Genomic DNA, 24880 nt, shown 5'->3' on the forward strand with positions numbered 1-24880 from the left:
CCGATAAATTGAACTATCGTTTAGCGTTTGGAAGCATCAATGCTTAATAAGAACGAGCATGTTTTTACGAAAAAGGAAATTCTGTGCATTTCTGTGCCTTTCAGCGCCCGAACAATACATTTCGTGCTTTTCAGGAACAAAAAGGTCCCAAACGCGACGAATCCGGAAAGTGCCTCTTTGAGTGGTTGTAACTTTGTATGATAATTAATCATCCAAATCTTATTCCATGAAACCAGAGTCTTCGCAGATCCTCGAAAAGCTGGAAGAAATCATCGTTCTTCTCAAGCAAATATCGCATGAGTCACAGCCCAGTTTGATTCAAGACAAAGAACCACCTATTTCAATTCATGATGCTGCTGAATATCTCCAGCTATCCAGATCCCACATTTATTCGCTGGTACATTCAGGAAAACTAAAACCATTGCAGAACCGGAAGCAAGGCAGGATGCTGTTTTCGGTTCTTGATCTGAGGACTTATCTCGATACCAGACACAGATCAAATAAGCAATAATCATTTGCAAAATATTCAATCACACAAATCAATTTTATGTCCAAGACAATCATTGAGAAAAAAGAGCTTGCCGTTCCGGTTGACATTATTCTGGAAGTATCAAACCTCCTTCTGGAGCATGATATCACGAACGATATCGTGGGTACCGATCTCAATAACGACGAACTATTGATAGATGTCCAGTACGAACGCGATGAGCGGGATGTGATCAACCAGATCGAATGCAAGATTTCAGACTACTATGTTCAGGAAGCATTGGATGCCGAGGATGATAATAACGATGATGATGAGTAACTAACTGCGATTAGTGGGAACAATCGCATAAATCCGTATTTCTATGAAACCTATCCACAGGCTTGAAAGCCTTCCTGTACGTGAGGGAGAGTCCGGTCAATCTTCGGCAACAACATTGCCGGTAGAGGAAGCCAGGAAGATTCTGAACGCAAATGGGATTGAGTACACAGAGGAAGAGCTGTCCATTATCCGGGGATTCATTCACAAGATGGCAGAGATTGCTGTAACTCAGTACCACCGCAGGAAGGCTGGACAAGCCTTCCTTATTCCTATTACTCAAATAGAGCATAATGAGACAAAGAGCATATCTATATGTCCGGGTGAGTACCGACGAACAGGCTGATAAAGGCTACAGCCAAAAACATCAGGACGAACAACTGCGCAAACATTGTGAAGCGCACCAGATCGATATTGCAGGCGTTTATTGGGAAGACTACTCAGGCAAAACCTTTAACCGGCCTGAATTCAATAAATTCCTGAATTATATCAAGCAACATAAACGATCAGCCAACCTGTTGTTGTTTTTGAAGTGGGATCGGTTTTCACGGAATGTTGCTGAATCATATTCCATGATCCATCAGTTAGGCAAACTAGGAATTGAACCGCAGGCCATCGAGCAGCCATTGGATATGAGTATCCCTGAAAGCAAGATCATGTTGGCCATCTACCTGGCTGCTCCTGAAGTTGAAAATGATCGGAGGGCATTGAACGTGATCGCAGGAATGCGCAAAGCCATGAAAGAGGGCAGGCATGTGAACATGGCACCGCGTGGATATCGTAATGTCCGGGATGAGCAGAACCGCCCAACCATTGAACCCAACAAAGATGCACCGATAATCCGGTGGGTATTTGAAGAGGCATCCAAAGGGCTTTGCCCAATCATTGAACTCTGGAGAATGGCCCGCAGAAAAGGATTGAAAATTGGGAAAAGCCAATTATGGAACTTGTTGCGAAATCCGTTTTATTATGGAGTACTGCTAGTGCCAGCATACAAGAAAGAACCTGCTATGTATGTGAAAGCAGTCCACGAGCCTTTGATCTCTGAAACCTTGTTCAAAGACGTTCAGGATGTATTGAATGGCCGAAAAAGAAAAATACGGTCACACACGCATGGCATGAAAGAGCAGTTTCCATTACGTGGCTTCGTGATCTGTTCATTGTGCGGAAAGATTCTTACTGCAAGTACATCGAAGGGAAATGGCGGGCATTACCACTATTATCATTGCACGAAAGGATGCCCGTCCAGGATCAAAGCAGATGACATAAACGATAAATTCATTCAGGAACTACAAAAAATCAAAACAAACCAGAATTCGCAGGAGTATCACGCGGCAGTTATCAGGAAGGCTCTGAGCATCGATGAGAAGGACCACTCAAAAAGGGTTACTGAACTTCAGGCGGAAATTGAAAAGCGAAAAGAAGCAATCAATAAAGCCCGTAAGAAAGTATTAGAAGGCATTTGGGAAGATGAAGATTTTATCGAAACGAAGAAACAATACCAGCCAGAGATTGAAAGAATGGAAAGGGAACTAGCCAATATAGGCGATACAGATTCCTCCTTAGAAGATGAGATTGCCTTCTGTACACAATTCATCGCCAATCTCCCTGAGTACTACCTGCAATCAGACCTCATTGCGCATCGCCAGATCATTGGTTCGATTTACCCCGAAAATTTCACTTTTTCAAAAAATGGAATTCGAACCAATCGCCTTCACGCAGCCATTGAGCTGATATACAGATCCGGCGCGGATTCTCATGACCCAGAAAATAAAAAAGCCTCCGAAAATGGAGGCTTTTCCAATGTGGTGAACCGGATTGGATTCGAACCAATGACCTGCTGCTTAGAAGGCAGCTGCTCTATCCAGCTGAGCTACCGGTCCTGCTGAGGGCTGCAAAAGTAATGAATCCTCAACAAGTTAACAACTCAAATTGAAAATTCCTGCCTAAATTTTAGGTGGTACTATTTTTGCAGTTCATTTGGTTAAATTCCTGGAAATGAAAGAAAACCTGAATTTCTTATTCGAGATCCCAGTGAAAATGATGGAAAGAGCTATAAAGTTCTATGAATCGGTTTTCAATATCAAATTATCCAGAAAAATGCTGGATTTCCCCACCGGATCTGTAGATATGGCCAGTTTCCCGGAGTCTGACGAGCAACCCGGCCTCAATGGAGCCCTGATCCACCAGCCAAAAACGATGGTCACTCCCGGAGATGCGATGGTTTATCTCAATTCCCGGCTAAATAATATTGACCAGGAACTTGCACGTGTAGTAAAGGAAGGTGGGGTGATTCTTACCCCAAAAACATTTGTTTCAAAAGTGATTGGTTATATGGCCACTTTTATCGACTCTGAGGGAAATAAAGTATCACTCCTATCTAAAAAATAAGTTATAACAAATATGTCAATAAAAAATCCCTGATTAAGTTCAGGGATTTTTTATTGCTCTTATCTCCCCTTTTATAATTTCACATCAACAACAAACTGATCATCGCCTCCTGTCCTCCCCGTTCCACTTTCACCTCATGAAGCTCTTTACAATCCGGCAATAATCTCTCAATAAATGGTTTCGCCATTAATCGCTGAGGAGTGGTTAACAATATTGTTGTACCCTGCTGAAAAAATTTCTGTAATACCTGGTAAAGCCGGTCAAACTGCCCGGGATCGTAATTGATATCGCTCAGCAACAAAACATCCGTTGAAAGCCCCTCCGGCAGCTGATTCCAATCAAGTAATCTGCAGGTAACATTAGATAACTGTAAATGCTTTGCCGATCTATCCATTGTGATCACCGCTTCTTCCAGATAATCTGAGCAACAAACGGATTTTGCATATGGTGCAGATACAAAACCTGGCAATCCCAATCCGGCTGCCAGTTCCAGCACATGCTTGTTTTCTACTATTGCAGAATGCTGATGAATGAAATCCGCCATCGCGAGTGATGAGGGCCATAACCTGGTCCAATGCGGGAAAGGGATATTATCCTGCGTTTTCTTTTGCTGAAAATAACTTTCCTGTACTTCCTGTGCATCGGGTACAAACAATTCAACCGAATAACCCGGTCTCACAATATGCTTTAATTGCAACGTAACTGACATGAAGGCTCAAAGTAAATAATTTTTGCCTTTTGAATACCTGGCAGAAATGTAATTATGGAATTCGATATCACCTGATGACTGTTTTCATTATTTTAGTATTGCTTATTCATAAAATATGAAACTGATCATAACCACTCTCCTGCTTTCATTGCTTTTGACTTCAAACATGATATCCGCTCAGCCCGGAAGTACAAGGGAAGAACGCGTGAAATGGTTTACAGACGCGCGCTTCGGGATGTTCATCCATTGGGGCCTGTACAGCGGGGCCGAAGGCATCTGGAAAGGAGAACGCCTGAGGAACGGTAATAACTATGCGGAATGGATCCGTTACCGCAACCGTATATCCAGGGAAGAATATGGAACGCTGACCAGCCGGTTCAACTGGAACAAAATCAACCCCGAAGAATGGGTCTTACTGGCAAAGAAGGCTGGCATGAAATACATCATCATCACTGCCAAACACCACGACGGCGTTGCCATCTGGAATTCAAAAATCAGTGATTACAATCTCAGCAAACTATGCAATACCGATCGGGATGTTATTAAAGAACTGTCAAGTGCCTGCAGGAAACATGGCATCAAACTGGCATTCTATTATTCGCATTGGCTGGACTGGGAACACCCCTATGGTTGGGATCATAACCAGGAAATCACAGGTAAAGTAACAGATGAACAATACAACCGGTACTGGCAGGAAAAAGTATTACCTCAGCTACGTGAACTACTGACCAATTACGGCGATATCGCCATGCTCTGGTTCGATATGTGGGTTGATCACAAAACCACCATCGTAAAAAAGGAACAACTGGAACAGGTGATCAAACTGATAAGAGAATTGCAGCCCAATTGCCTAATCAATTCCCGGCTGGGCCTCACAGTGAGTAATACCGATATCGATTTTGAAACGATGGGCGACAACCAGTTTGGCGCCTACTATCAAAACTACGCCTGGGAAACATCAGGCACTATCGCCCACAGCTGGGGTTACAATGCACTGGAAAACCAATGGAAATCCACCAGCCAATTATTACAATCCCTGATCGATAATGTAAGCCTCAACGGAGGATTCACACTGAATATCGGCCCGCGTGCTGACGGTTCTGTGCCCTATGAAGGGATCAGAAGGCTGAATGATATGGGGACCTGGCTTTCGAAACAGGGAGAATCGATCTATGGGAGTTCAGGATTACCATTACGTCCTGGTCAAAACGACTGGGGACGGATCACTACCAAAAAGATCGATGCCAGCAGGCAAAGCGTTTTCCTGCAGGTGTACAACTGGCCGCTCGATCATGTGTTGAGACTCACCGGCATTCTCTCCGCACCACAGCGCATTGAACTGATCACGCAAGCAGGAAAACTGCCGTTGAAGTTTAGCCAAAACGGCCCACTGACACATATTCAATTGCCGGATAATCCTGGCAATCCTTTTGTTTCAACTATCGTTGTTCACTATGCGCAGCCTCTTAATTTGGATGCACAGGTTGTGGCAGAATCCAGTTTCGGAGGCTTCTCATTAAATGGAAGAAACAACAGCGATAGCTCTTCAAAATATGAGCTCAAACCTTATGATGGCGTGCGCCCGGCGCATTTCGTGATCGATAAACCAGGACAACTAACCTGGAAGTTCTATGCTCCCGAAGCCGGAAAATACAAGTTTGATCTTTCCTTTCATAACGCAGCAAGGAACGATATTGAATGCACTGTAACCGTACTGGACCAAACCCTTCACCAGCAATTGAAACCCAGCGGCCAGGTTGTGGTAGAACCGCATGATTACAATACTGATGAGTTTGTGAATACAAGGATGGGCAATATCGATATTCCGAAAAAAGGATATTATGAGTTGACTATAAGATTCAATCCAAAAGCCCGCGAAACCTTGTTTTTTAATAGTATCTGGATCAACAAAGCAGAAAAGTGATTAAACCCATCGCTGATTATGGTAAATCCGGCGATCAGAACTTGATCTGCAATTTGTGTGAAACAAGCTTACTGTCTTTGTAGTATTCGTATAACCACTCTTCATTTTTCCTGAACACAACACCGCTGGTGGGTCCATCTACAGCAATGTAAAAATCCTGTACTGAAGTTTTGAAAAGCGATAATACTTTTTTGGGAGTAGTATCAATCAACTGATATCCATTGGGAGTAGCCTGCGCGTACAACACGCCGGTGGCTTCAGTTACAGAAGGCGTTGTTGGAACCGGAGCAGGCGCCTGCGCCGGAGCTGCAGGTGTGGTGGCAGGAATAACAGTCTGCTGTGGTTGAGCAAAAGTAGTTCCATCATATTTGTACTGAACATCATTGAACGATGTAAAAGCATCTCTCAAAGCCATTTCATAAGCAGGTTGAAATTCCTTTTCCCGGCTGTTCCCCTCTTTACTTTTGAAAAGGACATTTCCCTGGCAGTCTTTCAACGTGATGGTAAGCCTGGTTGCGAACAAACCTTTTCTTTCAGTCACTTCCGCATTGAGCGCGCTGCACTTGTTGGCAGCTACCTCTGCCGGCATGTTTTCATTTGCCACGAAAGCAGAAAAACCTTTCTCCTCCAATAACAATTTCGCCAGTGTATTTAAACCGTATTGGTTCTCTTCTTTGGAGAAACTGAACTTTGAAGGCACAATCACATATTTGTAATTGTTGAGGGAGTTCTGCGCGTAAGTAGTAACGGTAAAGAAAACTAAAATGAGTAGTGCGGATGCTTTCATAAAATTTCTTGCTTCAGGATTACAATTTATACCCGAGAAAGTTACGAAAATAAATGAATCCATTTTTCTATATTTAATAAATGGAAAAGATCACACCCGCTGACATTCGATATCCAGACCTTGCTTCTAAAAGATTCAATAAAAGATTCAGCGGAAAACCAGACCACATCTACCTTCCATCTTCAGTGGATGATGTATTGGAAGCCGTTCAGGATGCAGTGGACAACAAGCTGAGGCTGGTGGTTCGCAGTGGTGGCCATTGCCTGGAAGGGTTTGTATCGGATCCTGCAGTGCAGGTGATCATGGACATGTGTCTTATGACGAATATCTATTACGATGCAACAAAATCGGCCATTGCCGTGGAAGCCGGTGCAACCGTTGGCGAGATGTACCGCAGGCTGTTCCTTAAATGGGGGCTTTTTCTGCCAGCAGGAGAATATCCAGGTATCGGTATGGGTGGACATATCCCCGGCGGCGCATTCGGCTTTTTTTGCCGTGAATATGGTTTGGCAGCAGATCATCTGTATGGAATAGAACTGGTCACCGTTGATACATCAGGGAAAGCCAACTGCATTACTGCTACCAGGGAGGTAAACGATCCCAACCGCGAACTTTGGTGGGCGCATACCGGAGGCGGCGCAGGAAACTTTGGTGTAGTAACGAAGTTTTGGTTCAGATCCCCTGAAGCGGTGGGCGCTGACCCCGCTTCAGTTTTGCCAAAGGCTCCGGCTTCGGTTACCACCTTCCGCTTAGGCTGGGACTGGAAGCAGTTTGATGAAAAATCATTCTCATCGCTGGTGAAGAATTTCGGCAACTGGTGCCAGCAAAACAGTGATGTCAATTCGCCTTTTGCGAAATTGTTCAGTTTATTATTCCTGAATCACCGTCAACTGGGAAGGATAGAAATAAAAGGTGTCTGTACCGGCCCCAATGCGAAGGTGCTCATCAACCAACACCTGGCGGATATTGCCACTCCCCTTGACCTTGAGCATTCGATTAAAATCGATGAATGCTCCTGGCTTCAATTTGCGCTCAACCCTTTTCCTGAATTGTTCCAACCTGGATTCGAAAATGTAAAAGCAAAAGCTAAGGACGCTTTCCTTCGTCAGGCCTTTTCTGATGATCAGATCGCAACGGCCTGGAAATTTCTGACCACAGAAACATTTATCGGAGGCATGCTCGGCATGGCCACTTATGGTGGAAAAGTGAACACAATTGCGCCTGATGCCACAGCATCTTTTCAGCGGAACTGCATTCTCGACATTGCCTGTAATGCAGGCTGGGTCGATGCTGCAGGTGAAGCCGCTACCCTGCCCTGGGTTCGCGGTTTCTACCAGGAACTTTTTGCCGCTTCAGGTGGCGTTCCTGCTCCCAACGAAAAAAATGGCGGCTGTATGATCAATCATCCGGACACAGACCTGGCGGATCCTGAATTGAACAAGTCCGGCGTGCCCTGGCATACACTTTATTACCAGGACAATTATCCGCGATTACAAAATGTAAAAATGAAATGGGACCCGTTAAATATTTTCCATCATGCATTATCCATAGAGGCGAAAAAATAACAGCTATCCTTTATTCAAAGTTCTCAACGCTTTCCTGATTATCTTTTCTGTATTCTTGTCTGCAGATTCACTCTGCCATCTTTCGCAGAGATGTTCAACAAAATCAGGACTTGTTTTACTGGCATCATTCAACCAGTTTCCAACACTGCCCTGAACATATTTTGAGGGATCAGCTTTTAGCTTTTCCAATACCGGCAGGGCCAGTTCAGGTTCTGTTTTCAATCTTTCGATGTGTTTGCACCAAACTCCCCTTGGGCGTATGGACTCGGTTGTGAACCGCCTGATATTTTCATCCTTACTGGAAGTCCATCCACTCAGGATTTCAATAGCCTGTTCCAGGTTCAGGTCTATTTCAGGGCGCAATGCCATCCATACGATTTCGCGAACGCCAAAATGTTTATCTGCCACCAAAGCCTGCGCCTGATGGAGTTTCTGGCTTATCGAAAGCTGCTGGTCAAGCCCGGTCAGAAAAGGCGCATAACAACGTATACTGTCCGATGTATGATGGGTCAATATTTCCCTGGCGGTATCTAATTCTTTCTTCCCCTGCAGATAATCATACAGTGATGCGCCTACCAGTCTGATCGTGTTCATGGTGGTAGGTGCTTTTTGCTTTTTTATCTTTTCTATGAGTTGTGAAGAGACATTTTCTGGTATAACGATATGGGTCAGATTGTTGTTGATCAATTCCACATGATCAACCGCCAGCCACTCAGTCAGGTTCACTGTTTCGATCTTTCCATGGTTCAGCAGGTCCAGTACCTCGTCGGGAATATCCATCACTTTTCTTGCGCCTTTTCTGTTCAGAATTTCCTGTTTCATAATCATAAAGTTAAGGAATGCAACTGTTGATGCTATCGGATTTGAACCGATGACCTTGTGCGTATAAGGCACCTGCTCTAACCCACTGAGCTAAGCATCAATGGAGAGATCAACCTGTGGAAACGAAAGCAGCAATGAGAGCTAAAAAAGCAAAGCCCCCGTGCTGTTTTTGCTCCGGGGGCTAATCTCTTGTATAAACCATATGTTCATAGCAACTATGATCAATCACCCGAAAGCCGCAGGCTTCCTATGACATGAACAATTGCTATGTAGTTAAATAAATTCATTGTTGTTTGTGCAGCGAAGATACTAAGTTTTTGAGATATTATTCTTCATTGATCCTGGAAGTCTTCTTCGTATCCTTCATCCATAAATAAACCGTCAGCGAAATTGCAATACAACCGGTAATATACCAGTAGAAATAATTCTCATGTCCGGCTTTCTTCAACCAGAGTGCAATGTACTCTGCACTGCCACCAAAGATCGCTACGGTCAGTCCATAAGGCAGTCCCACTCCCAGGGCACGAACTTCAGCGGGAAAGAGCTCTGCCTTTACAATGGCGTTGATACTCGTATATCCACTAACAATCACCAGCGCAACCATGATCAGTAGAAAGGCCACTACACTGGAGTCCGTTCTGCTAAGCGCTTCCAGCAAGGGCACGGTGAAAAGTACGCCCAGTACGCCAAACCCGATCAGCAGCGGCTTACGGCCGATCCTGTCAGACAATCCTCCCAGAACCGGTTGCAATAATGCAAACAGTAAAAGTGTAATAAAAGAAATATTGGTGGATTGCTCCTTGGAAAGCTGCACCGTATTCACCAGGAATTTCTGCATATAGGTGGTATAAGTATAGAAGGCCAGTGTACCCCCAGCGTTAGTCCAACAACAGTTAGCACAGCGCGTGGATGCCTGAGCAGTTCACGGATGGATCCTTTCTTTGCAGTGCTGGTTTGTTTTTGCGATTCGAAGCTGGGTGTTTCATGGAGATTGGAACGCAGGTAGAGCGCCACTACAGACAGCACGGCGCCGATGGCGAAAGGGATCCTCCAGCCCCATTCATGAAGTTGCTTATCCGTGAGCAGGAATTTCTGTAAGATGATCTGAATACCCAGGGCTATCAGCTGTCCGCCAATCAGCGTCACATATTGAAAACTGGAATAAAAACCACGCCTGTTCCTGCTGGCCATCTCACTCAGATAGGTAGCCGAAACACCGTATTCACCGCCAACGCTCAATCCCTGGAGCAGCCTGGCCAGCAGCAGGATCACCGGTGCCATAATGCCGATCTGCGCATACGTTGGCGTAAAAGTGATCAGCAATGATCCGAATGACATTAATAGTACAGACCATGTCATTGAAACTTTACGGCCTTTTTTGTCTGCCAGCATACCGAATAGCCAACCACCGATCGGGCGCATCAGGAACCCCAATGCAAATACGCCGGCAGTGTTCAGCAATTGGGCCGTTGCATTGCCCGTAGGGAAAAAAGAAGATGAAAAATATAATGCAAAAGCGGAATAAGCATACCAGTCGTACCACTCCACCAGGTTGCCGATAGTGCCCCCGATGATGGCTTTCAACCTTGAGCCTGAAATTTTTTCCTGATGGGACATAATGTTTTCTTGATTGCGGGAAATCATTGTCTGCAGAGTCTTCTGATCAATGCTGCATGAGCAGGATATTTGCTGAGCAGTTCCTCCGCTTTTGCCAGCTCGAAATCTTCAAAATCGAATCCCGGCGAAACAGTACAACCCGTGAATGCAAATTCGCTACCCTCAGCCGGTTCACTGGCAAACCAGCAATTGGCGGGCACTACAAACTGGAACAATTCTCCTTCAGCAGCATTACTTCCCAGGGAAACGGTCTGTAATTCACCATTCAAATGCAGGATATGCACCAGCAGGGTTTGTCCTGCATAAAAATGCCAGCATTCATCACTCTTTATTTTGTGAAAGGCAGAAAAATTGCCACTCTCCAGCAGGAAATAAATAGCCGTGGAGAAAAACCTGTTACCGCCAAATCTTTCAGGCAATGCAGATGCAGGCGCTATTTCGCTGCTTCGATAGGTTTCCTTGTAGTAGCCTCCTTCCGGATGCGGAAGCAGCTGATACTGGCTGATCAATTGTGCTGCAGTGTTCATATTCTATTTGTTCAGTTTTCCACTATTCGGCTTCAATATAGCCAAATCCTGTATCTTACCATCATGAAACTGTTCCAGCAAACCATTTCACTGCCGCCGAAAAGAAGAGGTTTTCATCTCATCACGGCAGAGATCAGCAGGGCTATTCCGGAATTGTCAGAACTGAAGGCAGGCATGTGCCAGGTGTTCATTCAGCACACATCCGCTTCGCTCACCATCAACGAAAATGCAGATCCTACGGTGCGGGCAGATTTTGAAACCTTTTTCAACAAAGCTGTCCCGGAAAACGATCCGGATTTCCTTCACAACGATGAAGGCTCCGATGATATGCCTGCACACCTGAAAGCGGCGCTGCTGGGCAATCAGGTATTGATACCCGTACGTCATGGAAGACTGGCGCTCGGCATCTGGCAGGGAATCTATCTTTGCGAACACCGCAATCACGGCGGCAGCAGAACAGTAGTGATCACCGCCTGGGGACAGTAGGCAATGTTACAATTCCTTAACAATACTAATATCTCCTGCTACGGTTGTCTGGAACTGGTACCTTATTTTTGCTTTTCAAATCAGTCACACCCATGAAGAAACACGTTATGCAATTAAGCGGGGTATTGCTGTTGATGGCCGCCCCGGTTATGATGAAAGCTCAATCTGTTGAGCAGGTAGGAAATGCAGTGGAAAAGGTTGGCAATATTTTCAAAAAGAAGAAAAAAGAAAACCCGGAAGCTACAGCTACCAGCACCCCTCCCTCTGCTGCCAAAGAAAACAACCGGATCATCATTCACTCGAAGTATGATTTCGTGGCAGGCGACTCCCTCCTGTTTGCAGATAATTTCGAATCCACCGAAACCGGTAAATTCCCCACCCAATGGAAAACGGATGGCAGCGGCGAAGTGGTAACCCTGGAGGATTTCCCCGGCAAATGGCTTTCAATCGCCTCCAAAGGCATGTATATCCCTAAGATCAAAGGCGGGATTACCAAAGACTTCACAGTGGAATTCGATCTTATTATTGCGAATAACAGCAATAGTCATACGCTTTTTATCGATTTTGAGGATGCGCTCAACGGCAATTTCGATCTCTATCCCAGTAATCCTTTTCTCCAACTGAGGATCTATGAAGGCGGCTCTGCATGGGTAGACAGTAAAGCGAAAAATATATCCACCAATGTAAACAGCAGCACCTATAATGAAGGCGGAAAAAAGAACCATATCGCCATCCGTAAACAAGGTGAGCGCCTGCAGGTTTTCATCAACGAAGAAAAGACTTTCGATATCACCAACGCATTTGAATCAAAACGTACCTACAGCACTTTCAAGCTGGGAGCGCAGTTCAACAATCCTGCCGCTTTCCTGATCTCCAATGTGAAGGTCAACGGCTACAAGTGATCAAACATAGCACAATGAAAAACGGCTGCATGTTACTTCATGCAGCCGTTTCCATTTTTGCTGATTTCTATTATTCTTTTATTATCGGAAGGTCGATCTTATTGTCGCCGTTCGACTGTGGATCATTCCCTTTCAGATAGTCCGGAAGGTTCAGTCCGGCCATGTTGAACAGATCGTTCAGTGGTGGAACTGTCTTCATCATATTGGAAACGAAATTGGAGGTAGACGTTCCATTTGTTCCGTTTCCATTTGCAGAATCCCATACAGTGATCTTGTCGATCTTGATATTCTTCACGGCTTCCACCTGTGTGGCTACCAGCTCAGGCAGCTTCTCGATGAGCAGCAACTGGAAGGCCTTGTTGGCATCGCCGCCAGCCGCAGCAACAACCTGCTTGTAACCTTCCGCCTGTTTGGTGAGGATCTCATACAAACCATTCGCTTCAGCCTGCATTTTAGCGAAGATGGCATCCGCTTCACCTTTCGCATTTTCGCGGATAGTTTCTGCGGCGGCCTGCGCTTCAATGATGGCGCGCTGTTTGGCGATCTCGGCTGGTATCACGATATTGGCAACCTGAGTGGCGCGTTCTCTTTCTGAACGTGCATTTTCCGCTTTCTGTTCAGCTACATAAGATGCTTCGAGTGCTCTTGCCTGTTGTACTTTTTCAGCTGAAATGGCTACACGCAATGCTTCCGCTTCTTTCTCCCTTCTGGCCGCTTCGGAGTTCGCAATGGCGATCTTTGCTTCGTTCTCACCCTGGATAGCGATAGCATTGGCTTCGGCGGTTTTCACACGCGTATCCCTTGCAGCTTCGGCTTTACCGATGGTTTCATCCTTTACGGCAGTGGCAATGCTGATCTCTTTGTCTTTCTGCGTGATGGCGATCTTTACATCACGGTCCCTGTGGGTTTCAGCGATCTGTGTATCTTTTTCCCGGTCCGCGAGCGCCTTTCCGGTTTCACCGATCTTCTCCTGCTCAGCCACGCTGATCTTGGCCTCGTTGATGGCTTTGGCAGCAGCTTCCTTACCTAACGCTGCGATATAACCGCTTTCATCCTTGATATCGGTTACGTTCACGTTGATCAGTTTCAGGCCGATCTTCTTCAACTCACTGTCCACGTTCTTGGAGATATTTTCCAGGAATTTGTCGCGATCAGAGTTGATCTCCTCGATGGTCATCGTAGCGATCACCAGGCGGAGTTGCCCGAAGAGGATATCCTTTGCGAGTTCCTGGATCTGCTCTGCGCTGAGGCCCAGCAGCCTTTCAGCCGCAGTGTTCATATTGTCCGCTTCCGTGGAAATGGCGATGGTGAACCTACAGGGCACATCCACACGGATATTCTGCCGGCTCAGTGCATTGGTCAGATTGGCTTCGATGCTCAATGGTTTCAGGTCAAGAAAAGCATAGTCCTGGATCACCGGCCAGATGAAGGCGCCACCGCCGTGTATACATTTGGCTGATGTGCCGCCGGTGCGGCCATAGATCACCAAGATCTTATCACTCGGACATCGCTTGTACCTGGATACCAGTGCGAGAATGGTCACGAACAGCACTACTGCCCCGACCACAATAGTCATAATAGGAGATAACATATGGGGTTCTTAAATTTTTTCTACGATAAGGATATGTCCATTTTCCACTTTTACAATTTTCACAGTGGCTCCGGTAGGAATTCGTTCCTGTGTTGTCATGGCTTCAAGCTCGCGCATGGAACCACCAACACTGATCAGGATCTTCCCCCTTCCTTCCATGCCGCCGGGAATGGCGAGATATACTTCTGCAGTTTTATTGATCGTATCGTTGATGCGGAAAGAATTGTCTTCACCCAGTTTTACAATCTGTCGGATAATAAGAAAAAAGAGAAAAAGGAAACTTATGCCGATAATCAGCGCTACAATCACAAGCAGCGTTGGATTGGAAATAGTTCCGTAAAATGAGATACCTCCCCAACTGAAACCAAGCAGGAAATTGATGAGGTTGCGGAATGAAAAAAGCTGGAACGGGGTATCACCTCCGTGCAGGTTACTGTCGAAATCTGCATCCAGTCCATCGGTTGCATCTGCACCAACAAAGGTCATCACAGTTTGAATGAGAAAGATAACGCTGACGGGAATGGCGATGAACCAAAACATTTTCAGCAACGGTGTAAGGTTGTCGAGTAATTCCATACGCGATTGAGTTGGGGTTTACAAATCCTGGGCTGGTGAATGAAAGATAAGGATTTTTACCGTTAGTGCAGGAAATGGACCATTTGTTACAGATTATATAGCATTTTTTTAATCCATCAGTCCCAATCTTTTCAATCTCACGATGATAGCTCCTTTTGTTCTGCCGAAATGATCGGCCATATCGGCAATGGAATTGAAGTTCTCGTAAAGTATCGTCAGTTCTTCATCCTGGAAGGCGGACCAGGGCTTGCCTGATTCATTGGTAGTATCCTTTCTGCGGGAATTTTCGAATGCGCGGTTAACCGGCGCCGTTCGTAAGGGTTTCTGCGGATCTCCCGGTTTCTTTTTTGCTTTTTCTTCTTTTGTATCGGTACGGAAGATCACAGGGGAATTTCTGAATCCTTCTGGCATCAGCATATCGGGAATATGTAAATGATGTTTGGCGCGGGTGAGCGCAACATACAAAAGATTGATCTCTTCATTCAACCTGACCAGGTCAGGCTTCTCATTTTTGGAAGCAGCTTCTCCTTTCGCTTTTTTCAGTTTATTCTCGGAAATGAAATCGTTCACCAGATGTACGGTATCGTATTCCATTCCTTTGGCACGGTGTACGGTGGAAAAGATCATGTCTGCTTTTTCCCTGTCCTCATCCCCTATATGCAGTTTTTTCAGGGAACGCATGATATCATAGATCTCATCTCCGTATTCTTTCACTACTTCAACCATCATGGCAAGCTGCGGGTCTTCTGTTTTTTCGATATACTCTTCCAGCTCTTCCAGGTTACGCATGGAGCTGATAAGTTTGTCGCGGATCTTATCGGGCTTATTATTGGCGAGGTTCAGCACATCGTAGAGGGATGCGCCTTCATCGGCATAGGTGTAGCTGTTGAAATTACCTTCGAAATAGATGCCTTTGATCTTCCGGTTATTGGTTATATACTCGATGGCATTGAGCAGGAGTCCCAGGTTGGTGCGCGCAATGGTGGCATTGGTCTTCACTTTTACAGGCGCGCCTTTGCCGGTGATGGGCACAGGTTGATGATCCCCCAAATGTTCTTTCCAGTACAGCACTTCTGTTGCCAGATCGGCGATATCCTGCGGAAAGCGGAAGCTGGTACTGAGTTGCAAAGTTTTGAAGCCTGTCTTCTCCAGTGAATTAACGGCATGGCGCCAGCCATAGATCTGCTGATGGGTATCGCCCACGATCACTTTGATGGCTTTCTGTTTTACAAAAACATCCAGCATGGCGGCGGAAGCATCCTGCGCTTCATCGAAAAGGATATAATCGTAAGGAAGTTTCGGACAGAGCAGCTGGAATTTCTTCAGGTAGAAATCGTGCGGGATATCGATTTCTCTTTTTTCCATTTTTGCCAGTAGTTGACGGGTGCCCAGTTCAATCTCGGGATAATGTTTGCGTACGAATGTTTTTGCTGTTGGGTCGGTGATCAGGTCCAGATAATTCAGTTCCTGTACTTTCTTTTTGTTGCTATTGCAGAAAAAGGAAATGAATTTGCTGATATGGTTGGCGAGAATATACTCATTGTGCTTTTCTCCGCTGCTGCGCAGGCCGAGCAGTTCCACTATTTCGTGTGTGTTGAGATCTTTCTGCCTGATCTTGTAGCCAGATCCTCTTACCACATAATCGAAGGCAAGAGAGTGTGCCGTTTCCACTCTTACATTTTTCAGGCCGCGTGCTTCAAACTTTTTGGCAGCTTCCATTTTCACGGAGCGATTGAATGCGAGATAGAGGATAGAGCTGGAAGATGGCCTGCTCACTGCATATTCGATGATGGTAGTGGTTTTGCCGGAGCCAGCAACAGCATTGATAGCCACATCTCCCTTGCTACGGATCACGGCCAGTTGTTCTTCGGTCAGTTCCTTCTTTTTGTTCACACTGTTTTTGCTCGTACTCATAATTTACCTGCGGGCGGCAAATGTAAATCATTTTGACGGAGTGATCAGAGACCGAGCTCTTTCAGAAATGAATCTTTGTAATTACTGCCGATAGGTATCTCGATCCGATGGATGAATACGCGGTTGCCTTCGATATGCGAGATGGCGGATTTGTTGATGATGAAGGAGCGGTGCACCCGGATGAATTGCGCAGCGGGTAATTGTTGCTCAAATCCGGAGAAAGTGATGGCGGGCATATGCGTGTGTTGCGGTGTAACGATCCTGGTGTAATTGCCGCTGGCTTCTGCATACAGGATGTCTTTGAATGGCACACGAAAGATCTTGTTATCGGTGCGGATGAAGAGAGCGTCCTCTCCTTTTTCCGATTCCTGTTGTCCATTTACAGGATTCCTTTTTGCATATTTTCTATGGCTTTGTCAACGGCCATGATAAAACGCTCAAGGGAAAAAGGTTTGAGCAGGTAATCGCAGGCTGCGAGATCGAATGCATTTACGGCATATTCCTTGTAAGCCGTGGTGAAGATCACCTGTGGCGGCTCTTTCACAGTTTTCAGGAAGGCGATGCCATCCAGCACCGGCATATTGATATCGAGGAAAAGGATATCCACGGAATGTTCCTGCAATGCGGCTTTGGCTTCCAATGCATTGGAGCAGCTGGCTACTACCTGTAAAGCTGGAAGATGCCTGCAATAACCTTCGATGATCTCGCGGGCAATAGGCTCATCATCTGCGATCACACAATTGTACCTGGCCATTATTTTGCTTTTAGTTGTAACATCACGGAATAGGAATTGTCCTTGTCTTCGATACTGAGATCGTATTCTCCCGGATACAGCAGCGCCAGCCTTTTTCGTACACTTTCCAGGCCAAAGCCGCTATGAGAGTTCAGCATTGTACTTCCCTGATTGTTGCTGTTGGAATTCCAGACGGCAAACAAAATGGTGTCTTTCCAGGTTTTGAGTTGCATGCTGATCTGTATCTCCTGGTTGGTTGTATTTTTCGCATGTTTGAATGCGTTCTCGATGAACACGATCAGCAGCAGCGGTGCAATCCTAATCTCAGGATTGATATTCGGTTCGATCTCCACATACAGCAACAGTTTCTCTCCTACCCTGATCTTTTCAAATTCGATATAGTTCTGGATATAGTCCAGCTCATGTTTGAGTAGTACGAATTGTTCCTTTGCATCATACACGGAATAACGGAGCAGGTCTGAAAGTTTCAGCAAGAGCGGCGGCACTTTATCATGTCGTGTAAGACTGATGCCATAAATATTATTGAGGGTATTGAAAAGGAAATGCGGGCTGAGCTGGCTTTGCAGTAATTGTAATTCGCTCTGGCTTTGGGCAGCTGAGACTTTGGCTTCATTGAGCTGTCCTTTCACGGTAACACGGATCAGTTTGATCAGTATACCGGAGGTGATGCTCAGGATCAGCAGTGGCACTCCCATGAAGAGAAAGGCCATGAAATCCGAGCTCATCCGCAAAGTAGCGCCAGCCATGATGAATACGAGGATAATAGTAAAGAAAATGATCACACCCAGCCAGAAGAAGATCCGCCTGGGAATTTTATATTCCTTGCTGGCCCAGAGCAGAGACACATACCTGCCCATAAAAATGCCGAGAATGAAAAACACGGTGATCAGGAAGGCCGTTACTTCCTCATTGTTGTTCATCCGCTCTTTCGTATAGAAAAGAGCAGCCATGAAAATGGGGATTCCGGCTCCGATGGCCAGCCAGAGATAACCTGGATTGGTGGGCGCTTTTGGGTTGGCTGTATTTCCTTTGAGCTTCATAATGTTTTTTTCAGTGGTGGTAACACAAAACTGGACAGGCAAATCCAGACCACGAAAAGTTCCTGACGAATACTGACCGCACACTGATGGAACACCGTTATGGATGGACGAAAACCTTTGTCATGCCCGGCCGGGCTTCCGTCATGCCACAAGCCTTGTTCAACATGATTATTTCCTGACGCTGCAACCCTTCGCCAAATTTGCAGAAACCTTCATCTCTTTAACCGCTAACATCATGAGAACAATCTTACTATTCCTCTTTTTCATTATTACTGTTTCAGATCTGATGGCCCAGGGCAGGTTCCGGGCAACGGTCAGTGGTCAGATCAAAGATATACAAAACGAACCCGTTTCCGGAGCAACGGTAAACTTATTGATGGCCGGGGATTCCACTGTAGTGATACGCCTTACGTCGGGGAACAATGGCAGTTTCGAGTTAAAAGTCGGCAGCCCTGGTATCTACCTTCTGGCTGTATCAGCAATCAGTATGGAGCCTTTTATCAGTCTTCCATTCACTATCGACAGTGCAGGCAAAAAGCTGCAGTGGCCGGCCATCATTCTTCGTCCTCAGAAAAAGACCGCCCTGAAAGAAGTGGTGGTCACTGCCAAAAAACCTTTGCTTGAATATGATCTTGACAAAACCATCGTGAATGTGGAATCGATGATCGGCGCTGCTGCAGGCAGCTCCCTGGAAGTGCTGGAAAAAACACCGGGAGTAACGGTAGATAATAATGGGGAGATCACAATGAATGGTATGCAGAGCGTTACTGTACTGATAGACGGAAGACCAACCTATATGAGCGGCCGTGATCTTGCAGCCTACCTGCGCTCCCTGCCCGGAAGCCTGCTTGAAAAGATAGAGCTCATCACCAATCCTCCTGCAAAATATGATGCCAATGGCGGAGCCCTCATCAATATAAAACTGAAGAAGAAAAGAACGCAGGGCTATGCAGGCAGCGCCACCCACAATTCAAATATTGGAAAACGATACAGAACATACAATTCCATCAACCTTAATTACCTCAACAGGAAGATCAACTATTTCGGCAACTTCAGTTACAGCCGCTATACTGAGCGCAATCAAAGTACGGATGACAGGGCATTCTTTACGACCGGCGGACAACGAACTACCGCCACGAAAGTGGAAAACGATAACGATGCCCGCAGTGACGAGCTCTCTGCCAGACTGGGAATGGACTATAATCTCAACAAAAAAACAACCCTGGGCATTATCCTGAATGGCACAACCCGGAAAAGGAACGATGGATCGGAATACATCACGCAAATGTTCAGCACCAACGATTATCCGGATTCCACCGGCAGGGGCAACAACTCCACCCATGGCAGATGGGAACAACTGGGAGCCAATGCCAATATGCAGCACCGGTTCACAGAAAAAGGCGAAGAAATAACAGCAGACCTCAATTATATCCGATACAATAACAGAAGTACGCAGGACCTGAGCAATTACGTTGAAGACCAGTCAGGCCAGTTGGGCAATATCAGCAATTTCCTTTACCGGCTTCCCTACAGTACCGATGTATTCACTGCAAGAATGGATTATTCATTACCATTGAAAAACAAGGCAAGCTTCAGCACCGGCCTCAAATCAGGGCTGGTAAAGAACAATCACCAATCCGACTATTATTCCATTCCTGACAACAAGCCTGTTCCGGATTACAGTAAATCCAACCACTTCATCTATCGTGAATATATACACGCTTTGTATGTGAACGGGCGGAAAGACTGGAAACGATTCGGTCTGCAACTCGGCCTGAGATGGGAGTACACGCAAACCAAAGGCAACCAGCTGGGAAACGAGGCAGTGGCCCCATCGATGTTCAGACGTAACTACCATTCCTTTTTTCCATCTTTCTTCACTTCTTACAAACTGGACAGTGCGGGAAAAAACTCACTGGCATTCAGTTATGCCAGAAGGATCAACCGGCCGGGCTATCACCAGCTCAACCCATTCCTGTTCTTTATCGATCAGTACAGCTATACCACCGGTAACCCCATGCTGAATCCCACAATCGCCAATCGCATTGAACTGAACTGGCGATACAAACAATTACTGACCACCCGTCTCATGTACGAAAGGCAGGATGATGGCATTGCCAATGCTACGCAGATCGATAAGAACACGCAGATCAACAGGCCGGAAAATTTCGCAGCCCGCGATCTCCTTGCATTGATGGTGAACCTGAGTTTCAAACCCGCCAAATGGTGGAACATGAACTTTCATATTGCCGGCGCCAGATTCTCTACAAATGGAAAGCTGTACAACCAGTCGATCGACCTTCAACTCTATACCTGGAGAACGCAAATACAGAATCAATTCAGCATAAGCAAAACCTGGAGCGCAGAGCTGTATGCCACTTATCACGCGCCGAACATCAACTTCCAGACCTACGTGAAATCCAGGTATTGGATAAATACGGCCGTCCAAAAGAAAGTATTGAAGAACAAAGGCTCCATCAAGCTCAACCTGGAAGATATTTTCCATTCCATGGGAACCAGGGAGGAGAACAGGGGCCTGGTGAATGCATATTCTTTCCGCACCAATGATCCCGATACGCGACGTATAGCCATTTCCTTCAGCTACAATTTTGGTAAGGAAACATTCAGCCGTAAACGAAAATACAATGACGATGCTGCCGATGAATTAAAAGAGCGGGCACAGTAAAGGATTTTCCCGATCACAATCTTTTTGCTCCCGATCCCGAAAACAGGATGTACTCAGCATTGATGTAAAATTCTAATCAACCAGCATAAACGAAGCCGCTTGCTGCGATTTTGCAGCAGGCGGCTTTCTAATATAAAATATCATTACCTTCGCCCCCGCATTTGGTTCTTCAACCACTCCGGTGGAAGAGGATTAAAATGGGAACCCGGTGTAAATCCGGGACTATCCCCGTAGCTGTAAATTCCAGTAATGGTTTGTCTAACAAAGCCACTGTTCTCGCTCCCCGCAGAATGGGAAGGCAGGCAAACCGGAATAAGTCAGAAGACCTGCCAGATGCTCTAGTCGTAGCTTTCGGGTGAAAGGTTTCAGGACAACAGTGCGGACCCCGCATGTATTCCATCTATTCCTGCAAGGCTATTACTGATCTGAGAATGTTTTTTCATCAATTCAAAATTGATCTGTAATACCATCAGCTCATGAAAAATGTAATCAAAGTATCCGCACTCTGCATTGTAACCACTATGGCAGGGCTCACCGGATGTAAAAAAGATTCCGACGAGAAAATACCGGATGCCGTAACTATCAAAACACCTGCCGGAGGTTTCACAGCCGACAGGTTGAAAACACTGAAGCTTTCCACAGAAACCAATATTACCAACGGAACCCGGGAATGGAAAGTAGACGATCAGCTGGTGAGCACAGACAGTGTTTACTATTTCATCAGCGACAAGGAAGGTACTTACCAGGTATCCATCACAGTTAGTAACGGCAACAGGATTGCCACCAGCACAGCAACCATCCAGGTGAAGAATGAAACGGTTGCGTACAAACGTAATGCCATGAAAGTATTCGATTTTCAGCCGGCGCCAGGTCAATTCCTGAATGAACTGCCCATGTGGGAATCAGGCATTACCGAAGCACAGATGATCGCCAGGGCACAGGATGAGATCCTGGCCAACCGCATGGTGTCTCTCGGTACTTTTGGCGGCTATATCGTAATGGGCTTCGACCACGCCGTTATGAACGTTCCCGGACAGGCCAATTTCAGGGTGCTGGGCAATGGATTCGCTACCTGGTCTGAAGCCGGTATCATCGAAGTAGCCGTAGATGCCAATGGCAACGGATTGCCCGATGATGAATGGTTCGAGATCGCAGGATCGGAATACAACAAAGCCTCCACCATCAAAGATTATGAGATCACCTATTACAAGCCCAATGAAGAAAAAGAACCCGTGACCCACCCCAATTTCCCTTACGCATCGGATATGGAATATATCAAATGGACAGATAACAAAGGGGCACCGGATATGTGTATAAGAACTCTTTCCATAGTCAATCCTATTATCCCCAGTGGAAAGGGAATACCCTCACCTTCAAAGGCACTAAGATCGCGAATGATAAGATCGAGAACAGTTCAGAAGATCCGGAATTCCCGTATTGGACCAGTGGTGAATTCGATTTCGGTTATGCAGATAACTGGCCGAATAGCGATGAAAGATCCGCTATAAAGCTGGATTGGGCCGTGAGTAAAAAAACCGGACAACCCGTAAAACTTTCCGGCATTCACTTCGTGCGTGTATACACCGGCCTGCTCGCCGATATCGGCTGGCTCGGAGAGCTCTCTACTGAAGTTGGAGGAGCAGAAGACCTTAATATTCCAAAAAAATAATCGGACGATCAGGGCTTGCAAAGCCTTGCCATAACTAACTTTTATGGTCATGCGCTTTGCAGTCTGCTGGTTGAATTTTCCTGTTAATGAAGCATCCCTTTTCATACCTTCTCCTCTCCCTTCTTTGCTCAACCGCGGCGGTTCAAGGCTTCGCGCAGCAGCAGCACAGTTCCGGCGTTCGTCACCTGGATTCCGTTGTAGTAACTGGTGAAAGATCCCGCAGGGAGATCATTCCTGTGCAGGTACTTTCCGGAGCAGCGCTGAAAAAACTCAGCGTGTATTCCGTGGCAGATGCCATCCGCTATTTCTCCGGTGTACAGGTGAAAGATTATGGCGGTATCGGCGGACTGAAAACGGTGGATGTGCGCAGCCTGGGCAGCCATCATGTAAAAGTATTCTACGATGATATTGAATTCAGCAATGCCCAGAACGGCGTAGTGGACCTGGGCAGGTTTTCGCTTGACAATATGGAAGCCATCAGTCTCCACAATGGTCAGAAAAGCGCCATCCTGCAATCAGCCAAAGATTATGCATCTGCCAGTTCCGTTTACCTCACTGCCCGTATGCCGCAGGTAACAAAAGAGAAAAAAGATCTCTTCAAAGCCACCATCAAAGCAGGTTCCTTTGGCACCATCAACCCTTCAGGATTCTGGGAACACAGATGGTCAGACAAGATCAGTTCTGCGTTCAGTGCAGAATTCCTGAACACTAGCGGAGAATACAAATTCCGCTACGCGAAAAAAGACGGATACGATACAACAGAAAAAAGGAAAAATGGAAATGTGCAATTGTTCCGCCTGGAAGGAACAGTATTTGGCAAAGTATTGAATGGTGAATGGAAAGCCAGGCTGTACTGGTACAAATCAGAAAGAGGTTATCCCGGCGCAGCCGTTCGCGAACTGCCGGGATTGTTCCCGAACCAGGACAGGCAGTGGGACAATAACTTTTTTGCACAGGCATCTTTCCGGAAGAATATCAGCAAGTGGTATACCCTGCAGTTGAAAACAAAATTAGCACATGATTACCTGCATTATATTTCCGATCCACGGAAAGATGTCAGCACCATGTACATCAACAATACCTACAAACAGCAGGAAGTGTATGTATCCGCTGCCAATCTTTTCAATATCACTAACTGGTGGAGCCTGAATGCCGCTGCTGATCTCAGTTTCAATAAGCTGGATGCCAACCTGGTGAATTTCGCATATCCAAGGCGGTTAAGTACCCTGGCAGCCCTGTCTTCTTCCTTCACTTTCAATCGCGTGAAATTGCAGGGATCCCTCCTGGGCAGTTTTGTGAATGAAGAAGCGAGACTTGCCAACAGCTCCGCAGGTAACAAGCAGGAATATACGCCCAGTCTGATTTTCAACTGGCAGCCTTTTTACGCGAGGGAGCTTCATTTCCGTGCTTTCTACAAACGCATTTTCAGGATGCCAAGCCTGAATGATCTCTATTATACACAGATCGGCAACAAAGACCTGGCGCCTGAATACACCACACAGTATAATGCCGGTTTCACTTATACATTCTCCGGGAAAACAGGAATCCTGCGCAGACTGGAACCGCAGGTGGACCTATATTTCAACAAAGTGACCGATAAGATAGTGGCGATGCCCACTTCCAACCAGTTCCGCTGGACCATGATGAACCTCGGTCAGGTACAGATCAAAGGCATGGATATTTCAATACCTGCTTCCTGGCAACTCTTCGGGCAATTGCTACTGGATACAAGATTCAGTTACACCTACCAGAAAGCGCAATATTTTGTTGACAAAACTGATCCGTTTTACGGAGGCCAGATCCCTTACGCGCCCTGGCATAGCGGTTCCGCCATCATCAGCCCCGGGTGGAAAACATGGAGCCTCAATTACAGTTTCGTGTATACAGGCGAGCGATACAGTTCCGTGGCGAATATCCCCGAGAACTATGTGAAGCCCTGGTACACTCATGATCTCGGTTTGACCAAACTGATCAAAAAAGAGAAAAAAGAATGGCGGTTCTCAGCCGAAGTGAACAATATTTTCAACCAGCAATACGAAGTGGTGCAATGGTACCCAATGCCCGGCATCAACTACCGGCTCACTGCCAGCACACAACTGTGATCACTAATCGAAAAAA

At 46.1% G+C, this 24880-nt stretch carries 24 protein-coding genes, 2 tRNA genes, 1 pseudogene and 1 riboswitch; of the genes and pseudogenes, 13 read left to right on the forward strand and 14 right to left on the reverse strand.

The genetic code is table 11. The annotated features are described in order from the left end of the window. Positions 1–226 precede the first annotated feature (226 nt). The 4 genes and pseudogenes from FSB84_RS25230 to FSB84_RS31760 all read left to right on the forward strand — a co-directional run. Entirely contained in the window at positions 227–511 is a 285-nt protein-coding gene (locus FSB84_RS25230; RefSeq protein ID WP_130540615.1) for a helix-turn-helix domain-containing protein, read from the forward strand. A 36-nt stretch (positions 512–547) separates the two neighbouring features. Further along, on the forward strand, positions 548–805 hold the full coding sequence (locus FSB84_RS25235; RefSeq protein WP_130540616.1) for a hypothetical protein: 258 nt from the start codon (positions 548–550) through the stop codon (positions 803–805). A 43-nt stretch (positions 806–848) separates the two neighbouring features. Continuing rightward, on the forward strand, positions 849–1148 hold the full coding sequence (locus tag FSB84_RS25240) for a hypothetical protein (RefSeq protein WP_130540617.1): 300 nt from the start codon (positions 849–851) through the stop codon (positions 1146–1148). After that, positions 1096–2082: pseudogene (locus tag FSB84_RS31760) on the forward strand (recombinase family protein); the annotation flags it as partial. The gene FSB84_RS25240 and the pseudogene FSB84_RS31760, both read left to right, overlap by 53 nt. A gap of 526 nt (positions 2083–2608) precedes the next feature. Here the strand turns inward: FSB84_RS31760 and FSB84_RS25255 are convergent. Then, positions 2609–2685, reverse strand: a tRNA-Arg gene (locus FSB84_RS25255). A gap of 115 nt (positions 2686–2800) precedes the next feature. On the opposite strand from FSB84_RS25255, the gene FSB84_RS25260 reads away from it, so the two are divergent. Then, positions 2801–3193 (forward strand): VOC family protein, encoded by a 393-nt coding sequence (locus tag FSB84_RS25260; RefSeq protein ID WP_130540618.1) that lies wholly within the window; start codon positions 2801–2803, stop codon positions 3191–3193. A gap of 79 nt (positions 3194–3272) precedes the next feature. Here the strand turns inward: FSB84_RS25260 and FSB84_RS25265 are convergent, their stop codons facing one another. Next, entirely contained in the window at positions 3273–3902 is a 630-nt protein-coding gene (locus tag FSB84_RS25265; RefSeq protein WP_130540619.1) for a class I SAM-dependent methyltransferase, read from the reverse strand. A gap of 115 nt (positions 3903–4017) precedes the next feature. Here FSB84_RS25265 and FSB84_RS25270 point away from each other — a divergent pair, with 115 nt between their 5' ends. Continuing rightward, a complete protein-coding gene (locus FSB84_RS25270) occupies positions 4018–5826 on the forward strand; it encodes an alpha-L-fucosidase (protein WP_130540620.1) in 1809 nt (602 codons plus the stop codon). A 34-nt stretch (positions 5827–5860) separates the two neighbouring features. On the opposite strand, the gene FSB84_RS25275 is transcribed toward FSB84_RS25270, so the two are convergent. Further along, complete coding sequence (locus FSB84_RS25275; protein WP_130540621.1) at positions 5861–6613, reverse strand: hypothetical protein; 753 nt, start codon at positions 6611–6613, stop codon at positions 5861–5863. A gap of 80 nt (positions 6614–6693) precedes the next feature. On the opposite strand from FSB84_RS25275, the gene FSB84_RS25280 reads away from it, so the two are divergent. Beyond that, positions 6694–8178 (forward strand): FAD-dependent oxidoreductase, encoded by a 1485-nt coding sequence (locus FSB84_RS25280; protein ID WP_130540622.1) that lies wholly within the window; start codon positions 6694–6696, stop codon positions 8176–8178. Between the two features lie 3 nt (positions 8179–8181). On the opposite strand, the gene FSB84_RS25285 is transcribed toward FSB84_RS25280, so the two are convergent. From FSB84_RS25285 to FSB84_RS25300, 5 genes are all read right to left on the reverse strand, one after another. Continuing rightward, positions 8182–9000 (reverse strand): DNA alkylation repair protein, encoded by an 819-nt coding sequence (locus FSB84_RS25285; RefSeq protein ID WP_130540623.1) that lies wholly within the window; start codon positions 8998–9000, stop codon positions 8182–8184. A 26-nt stretch (positions 9001–9026) separates the two neighbouring features. Beyond that, positions 9027–9100, reverse strand: a tRNA-Ile gene (locus FSB84_RS25290). A gap of 225 nt (positions 9101–9325) precedes the next feature. After that, positions 9326–9865, reverse strand: coding sequence for an MFS transporter (locus tag FSB84_RS31250; protein ID WP_225980119.1), 540 nt, complete (start codon positions 9863–9865; stop codon positions 9326–9328). Next, on the reverse strand, positions 9820–10617 hold the full coding sequence (locus FSB84_RS31255) for an MFS transporter (RefSeq protein WP_225979885.1): 798 nt from the start codon (positions 10615–10617) through the stop codon (positions 9820–9822). The genes FSB84_RS31250 and FSB84_RS31255 overlap by 46 nt, the downstream gene beginning before the upstream one ends. A gap of 23 nt (positions 10618–10640) precedes the next feature. Beyond that, positions 10641–11144, reverse strand: coding sequence for a cupin domain-containing protein (locus tag FSB84_RS25300; RefSeq protein ID WP_130540625.1), 504 nt, complete (start codon positions 11142–11144; stop codon positions 10641–10643). 63 nt (positions 11145–11207) lie between these two features. Here FSB84_RS25300 and FSB84_RS25305 point away from each other — a divergent pair, with 63 nt between their 5' ends. Together FSB84_RS25305 and FSB84_RS25310 are read left to right on the forward strand one after the other, a co-directional pair. Beyond that, on the forward strand, positions 11208–11630 hold the full coding sequence (locus FSB84_RS25305) for a secondary thiamine-phosphate synthase enzyme YjbQ (RefSeq protein WP_130540626.1): 423 nt from the start codon (positions 11208–11210) through the stop codon (positions 11628–11630). A 92-nt stretch (positions 11631–11722) separates the two neighbouring features. Continuing rightward, positions 11723–12532, forward strand: coding sequence for a hypothetical protein (locus tag FSB84_RS25310; protein ID WP_130540627.1), 810 nt, complete (start codon positions 11723–11725; stop codon positions 12530–12532). Between the two features lie 70 nt (positions 12533–12602). Here the strand turns inward: FSB84_RS25310 and FSB84_RS25315 are convergent, their stop codons facing one another. From FSB84_RS25315 to FSB84_RS25335, 6 genes are all read right to left on the reverse strand, one after another. Continuing rightward, the gene (locus FSB84_RS25315) at positions 12603–14123 is read right to left on the reverse strand and encodes a flotillin family protein (RefSeq protein WP_130540628.1); all 1521 of its coding nucleotides are present in this window, start codon (positions 14121–14123) and stop codon (positions 12603–12605) included. Between the two features lie 9 nt (positions 14124–14132). Further along, complete coding sequence (locus tag FSB84_RS25320) at positions 14133–14699, reverse strand: NfeD family protein (RefSeq protein ID WP_130540629.1); 567 nt, start codon at positions 14697–14699, stop codon at positions 14133–14135. 108 nt (positions 14700–14807) lie between these two features. Continuing rightward, positions 14808–16613 carry a UvrD-helicase domain-containing protein gene (locus FSB84_RS25325; protein ID WP_130540630.1) on the reverse strand — a complete coding sequence of 602 codons (1806 nt, stop codon included), beginning with the start codon at positions 16611–16613 and terminating at the stop codon, positions 14808–14810. Between the two features lie 44 nt (positions 16614–16657). Continuing rightward, entirely contained in the window at positions 16658–16924 is a 267-nt protein-coding gene (locus FSB84_RS31260) for a LytR/AlgR family response regulator transcription factor (RefSeq protein ID WP_225979886.1), read from the reverse strand. Between the two features lie 68 nt (positions 16925–16992). Next, on the reverse strand, positions 16993–17367 hold the full coding sequence (locus FSB84_RS31265) for a LytR/AlgR family response regulator transcription factor (RefSeq protein ID WP_225979887.1): 375 nt from the start codon (positions 17365–17367) through the stop codon (positions 16993–16995). Then, complete coding sequence (locus FSB84_RS25335; RefSeq protein WP_130540632.1) at positions 17367–18407, reverse strand: sensor histidine kinase; 1041 nt, start codon at positions 18405–18407, stop codon at positions 17367–17369. The genes FSB84_RS31265 and FSB84_RS25335 overlap by 1 nt, the downstream gene beginning before the upstream one ends. Positions 18408–18642: 235 nt before the next feature. Here FSB84_RS25335 and FSB84_RS25340 point away from each other — a divergent pair, with 235 nt between their 5' ends. From FSB84_RS25340 to FSB84_RS25350, 4 genes are all read left to right on the forward strand, one after another. After that, positions 18643–21093: an outer membrane beta-barrel protein gene (locus FSB84_RS25340; protein ID WP_158644113.1), complete on the forward strand. Its 2451-nt coding sequence runs from the start codon at positions 18643–18645 to the stop codon at positions 21091–21093. A gap of 145 nt (positions 21094–21238) precedes the next feature. Further along, positions 21239–21441: riboswitch (cobalamin riboswitch) on the forward strand. A gap of 128 nt (positions 21442–21569) precedes the next feature. After that, positions 21570–22601, forward strand: coding sequence for a PKD-like domain-containing protein (locus tag FSB84_RS25345; RefSeq protein ID WP_147122359.1), 1032 nt, complete (start codon positions 21570–21572; stop codon positions 22599–22601). 14 nt (positions 22602–22615) lie between these two features. Beyond that, the gene (locus FSB84_RS30740) at positions 22616–22762 is read left to right on the forward strand and encodes a hypothetical protein (protein ID WP_158644114.1); all 147 of its coding nucleotides are present in this window, start codon (positions 22616–22618) and stop codon (positions 22760–22762) included. A gap of 86 nt (positions 22763–22848) precedes the next feature. Further along, the gene (locus FSB84_RS25350; RefSeq protein WP_130540635.1) at positions 22849–24864 is read left to right on the forward strand and encodes a TonB-dependent receptor plug domain-containing protein; all 2016 of its coding nucleotides are present in this window, start codon (positions 22849–22851) and stop codon (positions 24862–24864) included. Positions 24865–24880: the final 16 nt, after the last annotated feature.

It is taken from the genome of Pseudobacter ginsenosidimutans, from assembly GCF_007970185.1.
In the GTDB taxonomy this organism is placed as follows: Bacteria; Bacteroidota; Bacteroidia; order Chitinophagales; family Chitinophagaceae; genus Pseudobacter; species Pseudobacter ginsenosidimutans.

Excerpts from the sequence above, each read along its gene's own strand:
- FSB84_RS25280 (WP_130540622.1), top strand. The coding sequence starts at position 6,694 with ATGGAAAAGATCACACCCGCTGACATTCGATATCCAGACCTTGCTTCT.
- FSB84_RS31265 (WP_225979887.1), bottom strand. The coding sequence starts at position 17,367 with ATGGCCAGGTACAATTGTGTGATCGCAGATGATGAGCCTATTGCCCGC.
- FSB84_RS25260 (WP_130540618.1), top strand. The coding sequence starts at position 2,801 with ATGAAAGAAAACCTGAATTTCTTATTCGAGATCCCAGTGAAAATGATG.
- FSB84_RS25320 (WP_130540629.1), bottom strand. The coding sequence starts at position 14,699 with ATGGAATTACTCGACAACCTTACACCGTTGCTGAAAATGTTTTGGTTC.
- FSB84_RS25265 (WP_130540619.1), bottom strand. The coding sequence starts at position 3,902 with ATGTCAGTTACGTTGCAATTAAAGCATATTGTGAGACCGGGTTATTCG.
- FSB84_RS25305 (WP_130540626.1), top strand. The coding sequence starts at position 11,208 with ATGAAACTGTTCCAGCAAACCATTTCACTGCCGCCGAAAAGAAGAGGT.
- FSB84_RS25345 (WP_147122359.1), top strand. The coding sequence starts at position 21,570 with ATGAAAAATGTAATCAAAGTATCCGCACTCTGCATTGTAACCACTATG.
- FSB84_RS25240 (WP_130540617.1), top strand. The coding sequence starts at position 849 with ATGAAACCTATCCACAGGCTTGAAAGCCTTCCTGTACGTGAGGGAGAG.
- FSB84_RS25230 (WP_130540615.1), top strand. The coding sequence starts at position 227 with ATGAAACCAGAGTCTTCGCAGATCCTCGAAAAGCTGGAAGAAATCATC.
- FSB84_RS25350 (WP_130540635.1), top strand. The coding sequence starts at position 22,849 with ATGAAGCATCCCTTTTCATACCTTCTCCTCTCCCTTCTTTGCTCAACC.
- FSB84_RS25300 (WP_130540625.1), bottom strand. The coding sequence starts at position 11,144 with ATGAACACTGCAGCACAATTGATCAGCCAGTATCAGCTGCTTCCGCAT.
- FSB84_RS25315 (WP_130540628.1), bottom strand. The coding sequence starts at position 14,123 with ATGTTATCTCCTATTATGACTATTGTGGTCGGGGCAGTAGTGCTGTTC.
- FSB84_RS31255 (WP_225979885.1), bottom strand. The coding sequence starts at position 10,617 with ATGTCCCATCAGGAAAAAATTTCAGGCTCAAGGTTGAAAGCCATCATC.
- FSB84_RS25340 (WP_158644113.1), top strand. The coding sequence starts at position 18,643 with ATGAGAACAATCTTACTATTCCTCTTTTTCATTATTACTGTTTCAGAT.
- FSB84_RS25270 (WP_130540620.1), top strand. The coding sequence starts at position 4,018 with ATGAAACTGATCATAACCACTCTCCTGCTTTCATTGCTTTTGACTTCA.
- FSB84_RS25310 (WP_130540627.1), top strand. The coding sequence starts at position 11,723 with ATGAAGAAACACGTTATGCAATTAAGCGGGGTATTGCTGTTGATGGCC.
- FSB84_RS25275 (WP_130540621.1), bottom strand. The coding sequence starts at position 6,613 with ATGAAAGCATCCGCACTACTCATTTTAGTTTTCTTTACCGTTACTACT.
- FSB84_RS25235 (WP_130540616.1), top strand. The coding sequence starts at position 548 with ATGTCCAAGACAATCATTGAGAAAAAAGAGCTTGCCGTTCCGGTTGAC.
- FSB84_RS25325 (WP_130540630.1), bottom strand. The coding sequence starts at position 16,613 with ATGAGTACGAGCAAAAACAGTGTGAACAAAAAGAAGGAACTGACCGAA.
- FSB84_RS25285 (WP_130540623.1), bottom strand. The coding sequence starts at position 9,000 with ATGAAACAGGAAATTCTGAACAGAAAAGGCGCAAGAAAAGTGATGGAT.
- FSB84_RS25335 (WP_130540632.1), bottom strand. The coding sequence starts at position 18,407 with ATGAAGCTCAAAGGAAATACAGCCAACCCAAAAGCGCCCACCAATCCA.